Source organism: Gemmatimonadaceae bacterium, from assembly GCA_037721215.1.
Taxonomy (GTDB): domain Bacteria; phylum Gemmatimonadota; class Gemmatimonadetes; order Gemmatimonadales; family Gemmatimonadaceae; genus UBA4720.
Genome location: JBBJNV010000028.1, coordinates 23,376 through 41,372 on the forward strand (window position 1 = coordinate 23,376; position 17,997 = coordinate 41,372).

At 59.9% G+C, this 17,997-nt stretch carries 13 protein-coding genes and 1 tRNA gene; 9 read left to right on the forward strand and 5 right to left on the reverse strand.

The genetic code is table 11. The features are described from left to right. The first annotated feature begins 176 nt into the window (after window positions 1-176). The 4 genes from WKF55_14405 to WKF55_14420 all read left to right on the forward strand — a co-directional run bounded on the left by WKF55_14405 (window position 177) and on the right by WKF55_14420 (window position 7,121). Window positions 177-3,236, forward strand: coding sequence for a SusC/RagA family TonB-linked outer membrane protein (locus WKF55_14405; protein ID MEJ7760773.1), 3,060 nt, complete (start codon window positions 177-179; stop codon window positions 3,234-3,236). Further along, window positions 3,236-4,798, forward strand: coding sequence for a RagB/SusD family nutrient uptake outer membrane protein (locus WKF55_14410; GenBank protein ID MEJ7760774.1), 1,563 nt, complete (start codon window positions 3,236-3,238; stop codon window positions 4,796-4,798). The genes WKF55_14405 and WKF55_14410 overlap by 1 nt, the downstream gene beginning before the upstream one ends. 7 nt (window positions 4,799-4,805) lie before the next feature. Further along, window positions 4,806-5,576, forward strand: coding sequence for a hypothetical protein (locus tag WKF55_14415; protein MEJ7760775.1), 771 nt, complete (start codon window positions 4,806-4,808; stop codon window positions 5,574-5,576). Window positions 5,577-5,678: 102 nt separating this feature from the next. Then, window positions 5,679-7,121, forward strand: a complete 1,443-nt coding sequence (locus WKF55_14420; GenBank protein ID MEJ7760776.1) for a carboxypeptidase regulatory-like domain-containing protein — start codon at window positions 5,679-5,681, stop codon at window positions 7,119-7,121. A 55-nt stretch (window positions 7,122-7,176) separates the two neighbouring features. Here the strand turns inward: WKF55_14420 and WKF55_14425 are convergent, their stop codons facing one another. Continuing rightward, complete coding sequence (locus WKF55_14425) at window positions 7,177-8,109, reverse strand: hypothetical protein (GenBank protein MEJ7760777.1); 933 nt, start codon at window positions 8,107-8,109, stop codon at window positions 7,177-7,179. A gap of 111 nt (window positions 8,110-8,220) precedes the next feature. Here WKF55_14425 and WKF55_14430 point away from each other — a divergent pair, with 111 nt between their 5' ends. Beyond that, window positions 8,221-8,619, forward strand: a complete 399-nt coding sequence (locus WKF55_14430) for a hypothetical protein (GenBank protein MEJ7760778.1) — start codon at window positions 8,221-8,223, stop codon at window positions 8,617-8,619. Between the two features lie 198 nt (window positions 8,620-8,817). After that, complete coding sequence (locus tag WKF55_14435; protein MEJ7760779.1) at window positions 8,818-10,803, forward strand: Ig-like domain-containing protein; 1,986 nt, start codon at window positions 8,818-8,820, stop codon at window positions 10,801-10,803. A gap of 125 nt (window positions 10,804-10,928) precedes the next feature. Here WKF55_14435 and WKF55_14440 read toward each other — a convergent pair whose 3' ends face one another. From WKF55_14440 to WKF55_14455, 4 genes are all read right to left on the reverse strand, one after another. Next, window positions 10,929-11,288, reverse strand: coding sequence for a hypothetical protein (locus WKF55_14440; GenBank protein MEJ7760780.1), 360 nt, complete (start codon window positions 11,286-11,288; stop codon window positions 10,929-10,931). A 41-nt stretch (window positions 11,289-11,329) separates the two neighbouring features. Then, complete coding sequence (locus WKF55_14445; protein MEJ7760781.1) at window positions 11,330-12,859, reverse strand: leishmanolysin-related zinc metalloendopeptidase; 1,530 nt, start codon at window positions 12,857-12,859, stop codon at window positions 11,330-11,332. A 175-nt stretch (window positions 12,860-13,034) separates the two neighbouring features. After that, window positions 13,035-15,761, reverse strand: a complete 2,727-nt coding sequence (locus WKF55_14450) for an FtsX-like permease family protein (GenBank protein MEJ7760782.1) — start codon at window positions 15,759-15,761, stop codon at window positions 13,035-13,037. Further along, the gene (locus WKF55_14455; protein MEJ7760783.1) at window positions 15,758-16,441 is read right to left on the reverse strand and encodes an ABC transporter ATP-binding protein; all 684 of its coding nucleotides are present in this window, start codon (window positions 16,439-16,441) and stop codon (window positions 15,758-15,760) included. Before WKF55_14455 ends, WKF55_14450 begins: the two co-directional genes overlap by 4 nt. Here WKF55_14455 and WKF55_14460 point away from each other — a divergent pair. The 3 genes from WKF55_14460 (at window position 16,440) to WKF55_14470 (ending at window position 17,996) form a co-directional block, all read left to right on the forward strand. Further along, window positions 16,440-17,195 carry an arylesterase gene (locus WKF55_14460; GenBank protein MEJ7760784.1) on the forward strand — a complete coding sequence of 252 codons (756 nt, stop codon included), beginning with the start codon at window positions 16,440-16,442 and terminating at the stop codon, window positions 17,193-17,195. The two genes, WKF55_14455 and WKF55_14460, sit on opposite strands and share 2 nt — an antisense overlap. A gap of 102 nt (window positions 17,196-17,297) precedes the next feature. Next, window positions 17,298-17,861 carry an elongation factor P gene (gene efp / locus WKF55_14465; GenBank protein MEJ7760785.1) on the forward strand — a complete coding sequence of 188 codons (564 nt, stop codon included), beginning with the start codon at window positions 17,298-17,300 and terminating at the stop codon, window positions 17,859-17,861. A gap of 61 nt (window positions 17,862-17,922) precedes the next feature. Continuing rightward, window positions 17,923-17,996: transfer RNA gene (locus WKF55_14470), tRNA-His, on the forward strand. Window position 17,997 lies beyond the last annotated feature (1 nt).

A 17,997-nucleotide genomic window follows, 5' to 3' on the forward strand; every position in this document is an offset into this window, starting at 1 on the left:
TGCCGGGGGAAAAAGTGTCAATGATCTGGCCGGTGCCCCCGCCGCACTGGCTATTGCACTGGGCTGTGCGACATGCGACCATTGTGAGGCTCGAATCCTTTGTAGAACCCGGCAGGATCGCTTCCGACCGGCAGCTGAAGTTTTACTCACTCTCTACCCAACCGGTACACGTCGTTATGAAGAAACATTTCGTCATGGTATTGATGGGCTTAGCGTTGTTCGCTGGTCAAGTCTCTGCACAGCAGGCGACAGTTACCGGTAAGGTCACGACTGAGCAGGGTGCTCCCTTCGCCGGAGTAGCGGTTATCGTCAAGGGGACACGTACGGGCACCACGAGCAACAGCGAAGGGAATTATTCCATTCGCGCCGCTGCCGGCGAGGTCCTCCAGTTCAGATACATTGGAACCGCGCCCGAAGAACGTACTGTTGGGGCCGGCGCGACCAATGTCATCAACGTTCGGCTTCGCAGGGTTGCCGCCAGTCTCGACGCCGTGGTTGTCACCGCGCTCGGCGCCACCGCCACGCAGAGGTCGCTGGGCACCGCTCAGCAGGCGGTTCAGGGCGCAGAGATCGCGGAAACGCAAAGAGAGAATTTTGTGAACGCGCTGCAGGGACGCGTCGCTGGCGTCGAAGTGACGAGCAGCTCGGGCGTTCCGGGAGCCTCGTCATCGATCACCATCCGAGGCGTCAGCTCGATCAGCAGCAGCAATCAGCCGCTTATGATCATCGACGGCTTGCCGATGGACAACAAGACCCTCAACACCGGGGTGCTGGCATCCGACGCGCCGGGATCGACGACCGCGTTCAATAACCGCGGCGTCGACTTCACCAACCGTTCAGCGGATCTCAACCCCGAGGACATCGAGAGTCTGGTCGTCCTCAAGGGACCGGAAGCTTCCGCTCTCTACGGCATCGATGCCGCAAACGGCGCGATTGTCATCACTACCAAGCGCGGCAAACCTGGCGTTGGAGGGATGCAATACAGCAACAGCTTCCGGATGGAACGCACGAGAGCGAATCCCGAAACCCAGCGGGTATACGGCCGGACCACTGACGACGGCGCGCTTTCGTACTTCGGCACCCCGTACCCCACCGAGACTGTTTTTTACGACAACATCGACGGTTTCTTCCGGTCGGCTTTGACCCAGAAGCACAATCTGTCTTTCAGCGGAGCATCCTCCGACAGCAAGATCAATTATCGTGTGGCGACGGCCGTTACGAAGGAAGAGGGAGTCGTCCCAGGCTCGCAGTATGACAGGATCAACGTCACTGGCGCTTCGCGAGCCCAGGTTACCAACTGGTTGAACGCGGATCTTTCGATGGGTTATACCTACGCGAACAACGATCAGCCGTACAAGGGAAACAACGGTCCGCTTATCGGCCTGCTGCTGTGGCCGCAGACCGACGACGCGAAGGATTACCTGACTGCAGCGGGCGCCCGGCGCAGAGTGTCGAACCTCGCCGCATCGACCGAAGTTGACAACCCGTACTTCAACGTCCTGAAGAACAAGATCAATTCCAAGAACAACCGCATCATCGCCAACCTCGGCCTTATCCTGACTCCATTCTCATGGGGTAATCTCAAGACAAACATTGGCGCGGACAGCTACACCAACCAGAACCAGATCGTGCGGCACCCCGAGAGCGCGTACGGCACTACCGTCAATGGTATTATCGACCAGGCAGCCGACGTCACGCGAAGCATCAACGCGCAAACGTTGCTCAACTTGAACAGCCGCGCTCTCACCAGGAGCATCTCGATCAGTGGTTTGGTGGGTAATCAGATTTCTGACTACAAGTCGAACACGGATGCACTCAAAGGTCAGGATTTTCTGGACCCGAACTTCTCGTCGATTAACAACACGAATCTGAGAATCAACAGGACCACTATCTCGCAGCGCCGTCTGGTGGGTCTCTACGGGCAGGCGGTATTCGATTACAAGAAGTACCTGTACGTGACGCTTCAGGGCAGGAATGACTGGACGTCCACGATTCCGCAGGACAAGAACTCGTTCTTCTATCCTTCCATTTCGTCGAGCTTCGTCTTCTCCGATGCATTTCCGGGCATCGGCCGCTTCATGACCGGCAAGCTGAGAGGGGGCTACGCCGAAGTCGGCAAGGATGCGAGACCCTACGCGTACCGGCCGTCACTGGAGTTCAAGACGACCGCCAACGGTGGTTACGGGTATGGATTTACTGGCCCGAACCTCGATCTGAAGCCTGAGTTCGCGCGCTCATACGAGGTCGGAACCGAGCTGAGCTTTCTGGAAGATCGCATCGGAGTCGATGCGACCTATTACCGTAAGCAGACCAAGGATCAGATCGTCAACGACATCCGCGGCAGCTACGCGACCGGCTTCATTCTTTTCAATCTCAACGGCGCCGTCACGCGAAATCAGGGCGTCGAAGTGACGGTGCGCGGGACTCCCGTACAAAGGGCCGGTTTTTCATGGGATGTTCTGGCCAACTTCGACAGATCGAGAGGCAAGGTGCTCGCATTGCCGAATGCGTTGCCTGAGTCCTATGTCTCGGACACCTGGCTCTTCGGCAATGTGAGGAATGGGACGGCGCCGGGCCTGTCGACGCGATCGCTGACCGGTCTGTTCTATCTTCGCAATACGAAGGGCGACCTGCTGATCGATCCGACCAGTGGCCTTCCATTACGATCGACGACTTTCATCGACGCCGGCTACGATCGTCAGCCCGACTATACGGTTGGACTGACTAACACGTTCCGGTTCAAGCGGCTTTCGATGAACTTCCTGCTCGACATACGGAAGGGCGGAGACGTATTCAACGCGACGGAGCAGTTTCTTACCGCGAGGGGGCTCAGTCCGCGGACACTCGACCGGGACCAGCCGCGGGTGATTACGGGTGTGCTGAGAGACGGCAAGGAAAATTCTGCCAACCCGACGGCAAACACCATCGTCGTGATTCCAGCTGTTCAACCGTCGTACTACACGAACATCAGCGAAGAGCTGTTCATCGAGAAAAACATCAACTGGCTGCGGCTCAGGGATGTGACGCTCCGCCTCGCGCTTCCTGAGCGGTTCGCAAGAAATGCAAGCGTGTTCGTCACAGGAACGGATCTCTTCCTGTTGACCAACTATTCTGGACTCGACCCGATTGTGAACGGTAATACCGCAGCGGTTGGTGGGTCGGGAGCAACGGGTATCGACTTCGGCAACTTCCCCATGCCTCGCGGCATGAACTTCGGAATCAAGGTGGGCTTCTAATGAAAAGACGATATGCAGCACTGTTCGTGGGCGTTCTCGGCCTGACGAGCTGTGACGAATTCCTGGACGTCAATACGAATCCGAACGCGCCACAGAGCGTCTCGGCGAATCTATACCTGCCGCCGATGCTGCACTGGATGGTGACGTCACCCCAGTTCGACGGCCGCTTCGTTGCCCGCTACACGCAGCAGTTCACGCTGCCGGGCACGTTTCTGTCGACATGGGACAGAATGGGATACGATCCATCGAGTGACAACGGTGGTCAGCAATTCCGGGACGTCTACTGGACACTGGGTCAGAATCTCGTCGACATGAATACCAAGGCGGAGGCCGAGGAGCGCTGGGACCTCCTTGGCGTGGGTTATATCCTGAAGGCGTGGGGCTGGCAGGCAACGACCGATCTCCATGGCGAAATCATCGTCAAGGAAGCCATCGACCAGTCGAAGTTCACATTCAACTACGACACCCAGGAATACGCTTATCAGGAAGTACAGCGGCTGCTGAAAGAGTCGATCGGCCTGCTGCAGCGTTCCGGGGGAGCTACCGATCAGACATTTCTCGCCAGGGGCGACAAGATTTACAACGGTGATCGCTCGAAGTGGTTGAAGCTGGCGCACGGAATGCTGGCGCTCAACCTGAACCACTATTCCAACAAGGCCTCATACAGACCCGCCGAAGTGATCGCCGCGGTAGATAAGTCGTTCACGGGCAACATCGATGACGCATTGCTCACTTATCCGAACACGAACAATGACGACATCAATTTTCTGGGTCGAACAAGGAATAATTTCACCAGCTACAGGCAGACCCAGTTCGTGGTGAATCTGATGAACGGAGTGCAGTTCGGGGGAGTTGTCGACCCACGGATGAGCCGCATGCTGTCGCCGTCACCGGACGGCCAATTCCGCGGCCTTGATCCGAACGTCGTCAGTTTTGGCGGTCTCCCGACAACGCAGCAGCCGAATAATTTTTACGGGTATGCGGGAACCGGAGGGGGGCAGCTGCCCGGTCGTTATCTGTTCGACGACAAGGCAAAGATGCCGGCAATGACCTACTCGCAGTTGCAGTTCATCAAGGCGGAAGCCGCGTTTCGCATGGGAGACAGAGCAACGGCTTTGCTTGCGTATCGGAACGCAGTCTCATCTCACATCGATTTTGTCAATGCAAGGAATGCTGACAACAATCAGACTCCCACCCAGATAAGCGCGGCTGAGAAAGCAGCATTTCTCGCATCGCCGGAGATTGTCCCGGCGGCGGGCGCTCTGACGCTGACCCACATCATGTCCCAGAAGTACATCGCCCAGTGGGCTTGGGGACACAATGAGCTCTGGATGGATATGCGCCGGTATCATTACACGGACATCGATCCTGCAAGCGGCAAACAGGTCTTTCCTGGATTCACTCCCCCCACGAATCTCTATGGGGACAATGGGGGCAAGCTCGTACAGCGCATCAGGCCGAGGTACAACTCGGAGTACGTGTGGAACAGGGCAGGGCTGGACGCGATCGGCGGCCTCGCTCTGGATTATCACACCAAGCCGTTATGGATAACTCAACCGTAATATGACAATGAACAGATACATGTCAGTGGCAGCGCTCCTGTCCGCCGCGCTGTTGGCATCGTGTGAAAAGAATGCCGTGCAGGACATCACGGGGGTCGTTCCAGGCGCCAGCGTAAAGTTCTTCAACTTCGCGGTGAACGCGCCCGGCGTCCATTTCTACGCCAACGATACCAAGGTGACCGCAATCTTCTCAGCAACGGGCGCAGAGGCAGTTACGGGAACCATATACGGTGGTGTGGGCGCGGGCGGATTTTATTCCGCGATTGCGCCTGGCCAGTACACTCTCTCCGGGAAGATCGCAGCCGTGACCGATAAGGATCTGGCTATCTCCAAGGCGACCGTAAACATTGCCGAAGGCAAGCGCTATTCCTACTACCAGAGTGGATTCTACAATGCCGCGGGGAAAGCCGCGGACGCTTTCATCGTCGAGGATAATTTTGTCAACACTCTGGATTATTCCGTCGCCTACGTACGATTCGTCAATGCGATTTCGAATGCCAACCCGATGACGTTGTACGCGAGGAACACGACGACCATGACAGAGGCGGCCCTCGGCTCGTCCGTCGCTTACAAGTCGGCGGGCGCATTCACGGCCGTACCGAACGGCGTCTACGATCTAAGCACGCGTTACACGGGGGTCGCGACGAATGCCATCACCAGAGCCGCGGTCTCCTTCGTAGCAGGGCGGGTCTATACGATCGGTGCCAGAGGTGACATCACAGTCGTTTCGACGACAGCCGTCAACCGTCCCTTTCTCGATAATGACGCGAACAGGTAAGAAAAGCTGACGAAACCCCGGTAATTCCTCCGGGGTTTTATCGACCGCCATTCGGATTGCGAGGCGACCAATCGCATGAGGCTCGGGTTGCTGGTTTTACTGATGTTGCCGGCTCGGCTCATTACCGGGCAGGCACCGGCCATCTCCCATCGTGATCCTGTCGCCACCGTGAGCGGTCTTGTGCGGGACAGCGTTGCGCGCACTCCGCTTGTCGGCGCGATCGTTCAGCTTGTCGCAGCCGAAGGCGGGGCCGCTATCAATCGCACTGCGGTCTCGGACTCCATTGGCCGGTTCTCACTGAGCGATGTCCCGAACGGCCGTTTCATGCTGGGCTTTTTTCATCCCATGCTCGACTCGCTTGGCGTGGACGCGCCGCTGCGCGAGGTGAACGTCGATGGGCAACGTGTCGTTCGCGCTGATTTGGCCATCCCGTCCCCGGCAAGGCTTCGTGCCGCGATCTGCGGGGCAAAGCCGGCGTCGAAATCCGATGTTTTTCTGATTGGCATCGTCCGCAATGCACAGGATGGCGCGCCCGTAGCCGGCGCCAGGGTAAAGGGAGAGTGGCTCGAGCTCTCCTTCAGGCGAGACGGACTCGCCCGGCGTATTCCATCTCTGGTTGCAACGACTGGAACCAACGGCTGGTTCGCCATGTGCAACTTGCCAAGTGACGGAACGATAGAGCTTGTAGCCAACCGTGGAGCTGACAGCACGGCCGTAATCGAGGTTCAGGTTCCAGCCGAGGGGTTGCTGCGGCATGACCTCTACATTGGGGCGGCGGGGGCGGCCTTTGCCGCTGGGCTCGTTACTACTACGAACGCGCCTGTCGCTGGGGTCACTTCTGGGGAGAATGCAGTTGCAGGTCCGAGCCGCACCGTGCGCCGGGGCAATGGACGCCTGAGTGGCACAGTGGTGGCTACTGCGGGGGGAAAACCGCTGGCGGGTGCGCAGGTCAGCCTTACCGACGGCCCTGAAGCCCGGACCAATGAGCGCGGAGAATGGACGATCGTGCAAGCGCCTGGCGGCACACGGATGCTCGAGGTGCGCGCGGTCGGCTACTACCCTGAGCGTCGCCGCGTCGACGTTGTAACCAGTGCCACGCCAATCCACCTGACGCTCTCTACGCTCAAGACTGTACTGGACACAGTCAAGATTCTGGCAAGCCGTCGGGTGTACGACCGTGATCGCAACGGGTTTCAGCACCGAAGGCGCGCAGGTCTCGGACGCTACCTTACCGCTGAAGATATTTCGCGGCAGCGTCCGATCGTAACGTCGGACCTATTTCGGAACATGTCGGGCGTCAGGGTTGCATCAGGCGCAACCGCCCTGGACAGGCAAATCCTCGTTCGAGGCAACATGGCCGAGTGGTGCTCGCCGTCGATCTACCTCGACGGCCATAACGTCGGAGGCCTCACCGCTGAGGACATCGACGTCTGGGTGGACCCCGATGATGTTGGGGGTATCGAGATATACCCGGGACTCGGCACTCCACCGGAATTCCAGCAAGGAATGAACAACTGCGGCAGCATTCTGATCTGGACGAAGTAACCGCCTCGAGGTCGACAACCCGCGCAGCGAAGCATCGACGGGGCCCGTCGTCAGATCACTTTCTGAGCGTCTGCGCAAGGAGCTCGGGCATCGCGTGAAGGTGGTCGACATGGTCCGGAGCAGAGTTGCCGGCGTAGCCGAGCAGCTGGAAGTGGCCCGAGCGGACTTCGCTGAGCTGCTGCATCCCGCGGGGGCCCCACTTGATGACGGGCCTGCGACGGAGACCGAGCGCGCGTAGCAGCCAGCTGGCCGTCTCTGTGGTGCTGGCGAAAGTGCCGGGAAAGATTTCCGAGTGCGTAACCATGAAGCGCTTTTCACCGCGCTGCGCGGCCCGGGCGAAGTCAGCGAACTCCACGAGGTTTGTCGGATCCAATGTGCCGCCGGCAGCAAGCATCGCGCCGCTGGGCAAGTACGAGGTGTGCATGCCATCGAGCAGCAACACTGCGCTGACGGCTGCGAAGTGGCGGGGTTCGCGCAGGATTGCACGCACGGCCCCGTGGCCAGCGGAAAACCCTGCCAGCGTTACACGTTCGATCCGCGTTGGTTTCCCAATCGCCGCCGATACCTCCCGGGTAACTCCGGCCAGAAGTGACTCGAATGCGGTACCATCGGCGAAGGCGGCATGGTAAGCTCCCGAGCCGGCGCCAAGGTTGACGACCACCGTGACCGAATGTTCGTCAAGTTCAGCAACCGCCTGTTCCGCGACCCACGCGGCGCCATGGAAGTGAACAACAATATCGACGGTTTTGCGCACTCGCGCTTTATTGCGCACCAGAAGCTCGACGCGCCTGCCCCCAGGCCCAACGAATGAGCGTCGATCTCCCTCGATCGCCCTCGGGGCAAGACGCTCATGGGGCCGTGTTTCTTCCACCATTGGCGAAGGATTCTGCGACGCAGCCGATGGGGCTGGAGGCTGAGCAGCGGCGAACGATGACGACGCCAGTGCAGCCAGGGTGGCGATCAACGCGGTGTTCAGGCGTACAGTCACCCTCGCTTGACGTAAACGATGCGCAGGTGCACCATACCGTCGTACTGCGAAGGACCAACAGCACGAGGGTTCATGCATAAATCCGGCGGGTTGAAGTTGAGGAGTATACGAATGAGTGCGGCCATCATGCTGCTTGGGTGCAAGTCGGCGGTGGCGCCGCTCGATGGAGACATCTACATCCTGGAATCCATCTCCGAAAGGTCGCTCCCGGCACCATACTCGGCCATTGCCGAATCCGCCAACCGCATTCATGCCGACACCATCGCGTTTGACGTTAACGGAAGCGGTGAACGCCGTACTGTGTATGACTCCTATCAGGGGACAATGAGGCTCGCGCGCGCCACATTCACCTACCATCGCATGGGTGGCCGTGTCGAAATAGCGTTCGACTGCCGGGACACCGAAGTGTGCATTGCCCCGCCCCAGCTTGCTGGCACAATCACGAACACCGGACTGACTATTACCGAGTCAAAAATCACGCGCCTGCCGCTGGTCTTTCGCCGTCTTTGAGGCGGGTTGAGCAGGTACGTCCATGAATTTTTTGCCGATATCGGGCCCGCGTTTGCAGGTGCGCAGCGGAATGCTTGACCACGCAGTTAACGGGAAGTGATAACGGTTCTCCCAGCGTGTACCTTTGATACGTCTAATGTGTAGTACTATACGTTAGCGAATGCCCGACTCAACCATGCGATGAGGAGTTGTATCTAAATGCACAAGTTCCGTTTAGTGGGTGCCGCGCTCCTCGTTATCGCCTGCAGTGGCGATAAATCAGTCGGTCCGCCGGTTACGTCGTCGGTTGCCGTCACGTTCGCGCCCACGCAGATCTCTGTAAACGAGACCGCCCAGGCGACTGCAATCGTGAAGGACCAGAGCGGAAACGCTCTGACTGGCAAGACCATTGAATGGACCAGTCTCAACCCCAACGTCGCGACCGTGACCGCGGCCGGGGTGATACGCGGGGTCTCTGCCGGTACCGCGACGATTCAGGGGAAGGTCGATGGAATCGTTGGCACTGCGACCGTGATCGTGATTGCACCAGCACAGTCCTGCTTGGGTGGCCCGACGGTGGTCGACCTTGCTCCTGGTGGCGTTCGCGTCCTGAGCTCTGCGCAGACCAGAGGTTGCATCAAGATATCCTCGACCGCAGCGGCATCCGACCACGTGGTCATAGCTGCAAATGCGAACGCGCTTCCTGATATTGTCGCGGATTACATCATCAAGTCTGACGAAGGAGAGACCGTACCTTCGAGCAATTTCCTGGCGACGCCTGCCATGATCCGCTCGTCGCTGACGGCCGCCGAGCCATCGTTCGGGGGGGCACTGCAGGTGACGTTCGAGCAGAAAATCAGACGGATGGAGCGTCAGGTGCTTGATCTGCCCGGTGGCCAGCGCGCATTTCGTGAGCGAACGGCAAGCAATGCACTCAGGTACTCGCAGTTGGCTGCGATACCCGTTGTTGGAGAGAAGACGCCGTTCAAGGTTCCGCAGTCATGTTCCAAGTTCACGAGCATCACAGCGACTGTGCAGTACATCAGCACCCGCGCGATCATCTACACGGACGATGCATCTCCCGGTGGAGGCTTCACTGCCGCGGACTTCCAGGCTATCGGTGATGAGTTCGACAATCTGATCTACCCCACCGATGTTTCGTACTTCGGCACGCCGCTCGACCTGGACAACAATGGCCGGGTTATCATCCTCTACACGCCGGAGGTCAACAAACTCACTCCGATGGGTAACCCCGGCGGTTTCGTTGGAGGGTTTTTCTTCGCCGGCGATCTCTTTCCGGCGAGCGGTCAGAACTCATGTGCGCAAAGCAACGTCGGCGAAGTTTTCTACGTGCTGGCGCCCGATCCGGATGGCTCCGTCAACGGAAACGTTCGCAAGACCATTGACGTTAGGCAGGGGACCCGTGGCACCATCGCGCACGAGTTCCAGCACATGATCAATGCGTCGGAGCGAATCCGGACACCCGTGGTCGTCGATGACTTTGAATCCGTGTGGCTCGACGAGGCAATGGCCCACTTTGCTGAAGATGCGACGGGCAGGGCGCTGAAGCAGATTGGAGAGGCGGAGAATGCCGATTTCACACGATTGGTGAGCAATCGCAATGACTACAACGCTTACTTCTTCCAGAATTTTGCGCGGTTCCGGCTCTACCTGCAGAATCCGGGGCCGAATGCGCCAACGAGCTCGCTTGCTGACAGCTCACTCGCGGCCCGCGGAGCGGCCTGGGCCTTCCTCAGGCACACGGCCGACCATTATGCACCTGGCGGCGACATCAAGGCCTTTACGAAGGCGCTTGCAGTTTCCCCCGACACGGGCGTGTCGAACCTGCTCAAGCGCATCGGCGGCGGCGTACCGTTCGACACCCTTGTCGCGGGCTGGATGGTTGCCAACTACGCCGACGACCTGGGGATCCCCAATCTCGCCGTCAAATACACTTACAAGACCTACAACATGAGGAGCAACGTTGCGGCGCTGAACTCAGGAACGTATCCGCTCCTTGTGAATCAGATTGCCGGTGGTTCGTACGTGTCGCCACCACTCAAGGCGCGATCTGCCTCCGGCAATTATTTCCGGTTTGTGAGAGCTGCTGGCGCGCCCGCGCGGAGCTTTCGGTTCCTGAATCTCGATGCCGTGACGGCGGCGAGCTTTACCGGAGCGACGTTCTACATTCTTCGCGCGCAGTAGCGCTGCCGCGGGCGGCATAGCAGGGCGCTGCTGCGGCTCAGGTATCAGCGCCACCTCGAGGAAACGGAGAAGGGCCAGCTACGATTCGCGGCTGGCCCTTCTTCTTGTTCTCTGTACTGCGCAGACTATCGCTTGATAGGCCTGACCTTTCCGTCTTCCCCGATTTCAAGTACAGGGGCCGTCACGCTGTCGCGCTCCCTTGAATCAGTCGCTGGCCGCTTGGCGGTTTCTCCGGCGACGGGAGGCAGGTTCCGCCTGACTGCGCTCTGCGAGGGGGCAGTGTCGGCCGCTGGCGGCACCGTTTGCGGCATCACTGCGGGAGCCGCTGTGTCCGTGGGTGTATTCATGCCTGCGGCACCGGTGTCAATCGCCGCAGCACCGGTATCCACTGCAGCGTCGTCGCCTCCACCCGAGCAGCCGGCGATGCCGCCGGCGTAGCCAATGATTATTGCCGTCAGCACAGTCCTTCGCTTTGCGAACTTCATGATATTCTCCAGGCTGTTCACGTTAGTTGCTTCCGTGCCGCTCACTGAACCCGCAAAGTGCGGATGCCGCCGGTAGGCGTGACTTCCAGGCGCGGCGGAAGCAGAACTTCCCACGCCTGTGTAGCGTCGCTGCTGGCAGATTGGCGAAGAGGTGCGGCAACAGGGGTGGGAACCGTGTACGGATCTGCGGCAGCGGGATTCACCGTGTAACCGAGATCGGCGAGCGCCTGAATCGTCATCAGGCTGTACTGGTTCGGGATTCTGACTCCTCCCACAAGGCCTTCGATGAAGCCAGTCATCAGCTCTGAATCGAAAACTGTCTCGCGCCAGTGGCTGTCAGCCGTGCCCGGCCCACCCGTATTCTCCAGTGGAACACTTCCCGGACAAACCGCCGCCCCCCCCAGGGTAACGCATGCAGCAACGCCCAGCACGCCGGTGTATCGCGTTTCAGGCGTGCCTGCGCCGGCAATGAGGCCCTTGGGCTCCCACTTGAATCTGTTGATGCCAACAACGTGCAGCATCTCGTGGAGAACCGTATCATCCAGCCGCCCCGAAGTTGCCAGCCCGTTGATGTCGTCGGCATCGAATCGCATGGTTCCGATAATGGTATGGAGCGATCCGGGTCGTGATAAACACGAACCCGCGCTTGCGAGTATCCTGCCGGGACCATCGATGGGAACCACAGTGGCGTAGATGATTACATCATCTATGGGTTCGTTGAGCACTACTCCTGTCGGGCCGCACGCACTGACATCTTGCGGGGTAGCGATAAAGTTGTTGAAGTCAGGAATATCTCCAACGATGCTCGCCCTGATTCGCGCCGCAGCGGAGGTGAACGCCGTCATCGCAGCTGCGGCGGGAGTCGGCCCGAAGAAGCGAATTTCCGGGTGATAGCTCGATAGCACCGCCGCCGTCACGACAACCGTCAGCGAGCCCGCGGTGGCCTGCAGAATCTGAGGCACGGCGCTCCGGCCGAGCTGCCACGGGGGAGAAGTCGCAACGCCGGTGCCATCGGTGTTGACCGGCGCACTCGACACCGTTCCGCTTCCGTTGCCCACCGTAAAAATCACCGGAGTGTTAGGAACACCGTTCCCGAATTGATCGCGCACCTGCACCCGTATGTCGGCCGGAGGGATTGTACCGGCGAGCGCGAGCTGATTGTCGCCGGAGAGAACGGCGATCGAAGCTGGGGCTCCCGCCGTTCCGATAATCGTTATGACAATCGGGGCAAGATTCCCCACTGTGATGGTGATCGTGTTGGGGCCCGCTACCTTCCCAGGTATGAACGTTCCGATTGGCGTAGGCGCTCCGGCGACCGTCTGCGTTGGCGCGTTCGTGAGCGTACCGCCGCCCGACGTCACCGTGATGGTGACCGGCACCCCGCCCAGAATATTCCCGCTCGCATCCTTGACCACGAATGAGGGTGCCGCAACGAGCACGATTCCCGCCGTGGCGGTCGGTGCGTTTGCCTCCGTCGCATTGATTGACGCCGCGGCGGGGGGAGCGGTGCCATCCTTACAGGCCGCGCTCACGAGAAGGAACGCGATCGTGATCCTGCGGGATACAGACAATCGACTGATTCTGGCCATCATAAGGAGTGGGGAAAGAGGTCGGATGCCGGGGGTAGTCCGACGGGTTCGGCTACCACGGGCAATTGATAGCAGCCGGACTGCAGTCCCGCAAGAAATACCCGGCCCTATGATAGTATGCACACAGGAAGAATCGTTCCACGCAAGCCCCATGGCATCAGCTCTCGCGCAACGCGGTCATTGGCGTTTCCCGGAACACGTCACGGCCCGCGAGCAGGCCGATGGCAGCGGTCAGGCCGAGCATCGACCCGGCAATCGCCAGAGCGGGCCCCAGGGCCGGGGAAAATGTGTTGCCGAAAACAAAGTGCGTCAGCGCCCAGCCGCCGCCAATAGCGAGCAACAGCCCGGTCAAGCTGCCAAGAAGTCCCAGCAATACGTACTCAGCAAGCAGAATCCGCATGATCTGCCCGCGAGTAGCGCCGAGCGTCTTGAGAAGCACTGACTCTCTGATGCGATCCCTCCGTGTGGCCGCTACCGCGCTGAACAATACCGGGATTCCGATCGCAAGACTGAACAATGCCATGAACCGGATTGCAGTCGACACCTTGCTGACAATTCGTGCGACTGTCTCCCTGATTAACGAAAGATCGAGGCTCGACACATTCGGGAATCGCGAAACAATATCGCGCTGAAGACCCGCCACGACGGTCTTACCCGGGACGTTCGCCAGCAGCACAAACTGTTTTGGCGCAGCTTCGAGGGAAGGCGGCGAAAAGACGGCAAAGAAATTTGGCTCGAAGCGCGCCCAGGTCACTTCGCGCAGGCTCGTGACCCGTGACGGAATTCCCACTCCCTGCACGTCCCACATAATCACGTCGCCGACCCTGATCCTGAGCTCATCGGCAACATCCTTTTCGAACGATACCTCGCCGGTATCGGCCCCGGTACGCAGCGAGGCGGCCGCGAACCATTTTCCGTCGACAATCTTCTCTCCCGACGTAACGGTATCCCTGTAGGTAGACCGGTATTCGCGACGCAATGCCCAGGAAGGGCGCCCGGACGGCCGCCGCTGTGTTGTCGTCGCCCCTGCCGGCGGCCGGGAGGTTTGCCGCGCGCGGTCCACATCCCGGCTCGGCTGAGGATCAGTGGAGGAATCGGATGCATCGTCCGCTGCGACATCACCGCGGGCACGCAGTGCCGAGTCGCCGCGTCTGCTCGCCACGCTCGCGGCGACAATCTGTTCAACAGTACGGCCATTGATCGCGGCAATTCTCATAGTCACGACAGGGGCAGTCTGCAGCACCTGACCGCGTGCGCGTACCAGCGAATCCACACGCGCCGCCTGATCCTCCTGAATATCGAAGAAGACGAGGTTCGCGTTCGACCCTTCAATATTGAGATCCACCTGGCGCAGCAGATTGCTCTGAACGAGATACAAGGTCGTTATCAGGAAAGCGCCGAAGCCGAGTGACAGAACCACGGATCTCGTCTGATTGGCGGGCCGGTAGAGATTGGCGACCCCCTGCCGCAGCACATACGGCCAGCGCGGGCGAATCGACTTACGGGCTGCATACGACAGAAGCATTGCACTCAGCGTGAGAACTGCGATCACACCAAATGTCGCTGCACTGATCCACAGCCCCTGCTCGATGTCACCCGCGCGGAGCAGGGCGATTGCAACGACGCTGGCAGCGAGCGCGACATCGACGGCCAGCCGCGGCCAGTCGTTCCAGCGCAATCGCAGAATCTCGGAATCCGCATCTCGCCTGAGTGTCTGAAGCGGCGACACGTTCCGGAGTGCCAGCAGCGGCCTCAGTGAGAAGATCAAGGCGATCCAGCCGCCAATGATCACACCGGTGAGTATTGCGCCGGGCTCTACATGTACGACGACATCGACAGGAAGAAACTCCCCGAATACCGACGGCAGCCCGAACTGAATCGCCACTCCAAGTGCGGCCCCCGCGCAGGCGCCGACGATGCCCATTGCCGCTGCCTGCGCAACGTACATCCCCAGCACCTGACCGCTCGACGCCCCGATGCAACGCAGTATGGCAACCGTGTCGATCTTCCGCGATACGAATGCCCGAACGCCACTCGCCACGCCAACGCCACCGAGCAGCAGCGCAACAAGGCCGACGATGCCGATGAAGCGCGATAACTGCTGAATGGCATCGGTGGTGTTCTCTTCGCTCTGGGTCACAGTGCGGACCCGCACCTGGGCTTTTTCGAACGACTCGCGCAACGGGCGGATGGCGCTAACTGGGTTCGTTCCGGCAGGCAGTCGTCCCAGCACCGAGTAATCGGCGGTGCTGCCGAATGTCAGCAGCTGCGTCTCTGCGACATACCGCTCGGGGATGAACACACGGGGTCCGATAAGTTCGGCTACCCCCGGGGTACCAGGAACGTCTTTCAATACTCCCGCAATTGCGAATCTGCCAAAGCCCAGGGTGATGGTATCACCGAGCGTGGCATTCAGCGCGATGAGCAGCGACGGATCGACGAGCGCGTGAGCGCCCTGTCCAAGTGATTTCCAGCGGCCCGCCGGTTCGGTGGTGATAACTCCGTAAAACGGATAATTCGAGCTGACCGCGCGAACCTGTACCAGACGCGTTGCGCCGGAGCGCGGAACGAGCGCCATCGACGGAAACGTGGTCACTCTGGCATAAGTGACGCGCTGTGTGGTCGCGAGCGAGTCGAGAAGCTTTTTCTGAGCGGGGCTGAACGGGCGGCGTGATCCGAACGAGAGATCGCCGCCGAGCAGTGCTCTGGATTGCTCGCTGATGGAGCGGGTGACGTTGCCTGCGAATGAATCGATTGCGACGAGTGCCGCGACGCCCAGCGAGATAGCCGACATGTACAACAGCAGGCGCCGTCGTGCGGAGCGGCTCTCGCGCCAGGTGAGGCTGGCAATGTGGCGGAACGATGCGCGGCCGCTGGTGGTCACGCAGCGGCCTCGGTTGCCGAGTCGGAAATGACAGCGCCATCGGCGAGCCGGATCGTACGGGCCGCGCGCTCGGCGAGAACCGCGTCATGGGTGACGAGGACGATCGTCGATCCACCTTCGCGGTTCAGCGCCTCCAGAAGATCGAAAACGCGTATGCCGGTTGCGGCGTCGAGGTTTCCGGTGGGCTCATCGGCAAACAGAATGCGCGGGGAGTTTGCAAAGGCGCGCGCGATGGCCACGCGCTGTTGTTCACCGCCTGAGAGCTGCATGGGAAAATGGTGACCGCGATCTTTCAGTCCCACCCTGTCAAGCAGCTCGTTGGCCCGGGCAGCTGCGCCGTCGACGCCTTGCAACTCGAGTGGAACCTGCACGTTCTCGCGGGCGGTGAGCGTCGGTATCAGCTGAAAGCTCTGGAAAACAAACCCCACCTTCTCACCGCGGAGGCGGGCTCGTTCGTTCTCCGACATTGCCCCAAGGTCGTGGCCGTCGAGGATCACCTTGCCTCGCGTGGGAGTATCAAGACCTGCCAGCAGGCCGAGAAGCGTCGTCTTTCCGCTGCCTGAGGGCCCAACGATCGCGACGAATCCTCCCTGTGGTATCGTGAACGAAACGTTCCGAAGCACCGCGAGCTGATGGTCTCCGCTGCGATATTCCCGTGTAACTTCTCTTGCAATGAGCATGAAGATCTTGATTGTCTGTTTGACCGCTGCGGTGCTGGCGTGCCAGCCTGATACAAACGTGGATGCGACGCCGTCCGAATCCAGCGATGACAATCGCGAGGCGGCCGGGCAGGTCGCACGTTCCGGAGAGCAGCGCGATGAGGGCAACACCGACACTGTCGATGCAGCCCGGGGGAAAGTTACTGTGCTCTTCTTTGGAACGAGCCTCACCGCGGGTTACGGGCTCGATCCCGGGCAGGCGTTTCCAAACCTCATCGCGCGAAATGCCGCCGCAGACTCGCTGCCGATTACAGCCATCAACGCCGGGCTCTCGGGAGAAACGTCGGCCGGCGCGCTTCGGCGAATTTCGTGGACGATGCAGCGGCCGGTGGATATCGTCGTGCTCGAGACCGGCGGCAACGACGCGTTGCGCGCGCTGAACGCCGATTCGCTGGAGGCCAATCTGTCGGCGATCGTCTTGCGCATCAGAGGCGCACAGCCTGCAGCCCGAATACTGCTGGCGGTGATGGAGGCACCACCCAACCTGGGCCAGACGTACACTGCAAGGTTTCGCCGCGCGTACGTCGAGGTGGCACGTCGCAATGGCTTGACCCTCGTGCCGTTTCTTCTCGATGGAGTAGCGGGAGAAGCCGGATTCAATCAGGCGGACGGCGTTCATCCCAATGTTCGCGGCGAGGCGATCGTGGCGGCCAACGTGTGGCGGGTGCTGCGGCCCGTTGTGGAAGAGGTTTACCGGTTGCGGGTGCGGGGTTAATTTTGAGGGCTACGCCTGAATTGACTCACCGATACGCAGCTCGTGCATTTCCCGCCTTGCCGGAGATGGCGCGCGCCTGCGGTATTAATTGGATCCGCGCTCATGGCATTCCCAGCTACTCAGATTCGCAGAGGTATGGTCCTGGTTTTCGAAGGTGATCCCTGCCGGGTGATCGAGTTCCGTCATCACACACCGGGCAACCTTCGCGCGATGGTGCAGGCCAAGCTCAAAAATCTCCGCAGCGGTTCCAACTTCGAGCACCGCTTTCGTGCCGCGGACACTGTTGAGCGCGCCGCGATGGAGACTCACGATCTGGAATTTCTGTATCAGGGTGGAGATACGTTTCACTTCATGAACACGGAGAACTACGACCAGCTCGAGATGGACTCCGAGACGCTCGGCGACAATGCCCAATGGATGCAGTCCGGCATGAAGATCCAAGCCGAGTACTACAATGGCCGGCCGATTGGCATTCAGCTCCCGAATTCGATGGTGCTGGAGATTGTCGACACCGCCGGAGTGATGAAGACTGCGACGAAGAACGCATCGTCCAAGCCCGCGAAGCTGGAGAACGGAGTGACAATCAACGTTCCGGAATTCGTGAAAACCGGTGAGAAGGTGCGCGTCAATCCGAACACCGGGGAGTACATGGACCGAGCCAAGTAAGGGGCTGCGGTCTGCGGTTGTTGATTCACTCTCACGTTGCGGTTAAGATGCAGGGCACATGGTGGCTGTAGCTCAATTGGTTAGAGCACCGGTCTGTGGCACCGGGGGTTGCGGGTTCAATCCCCGTCAGCCACCC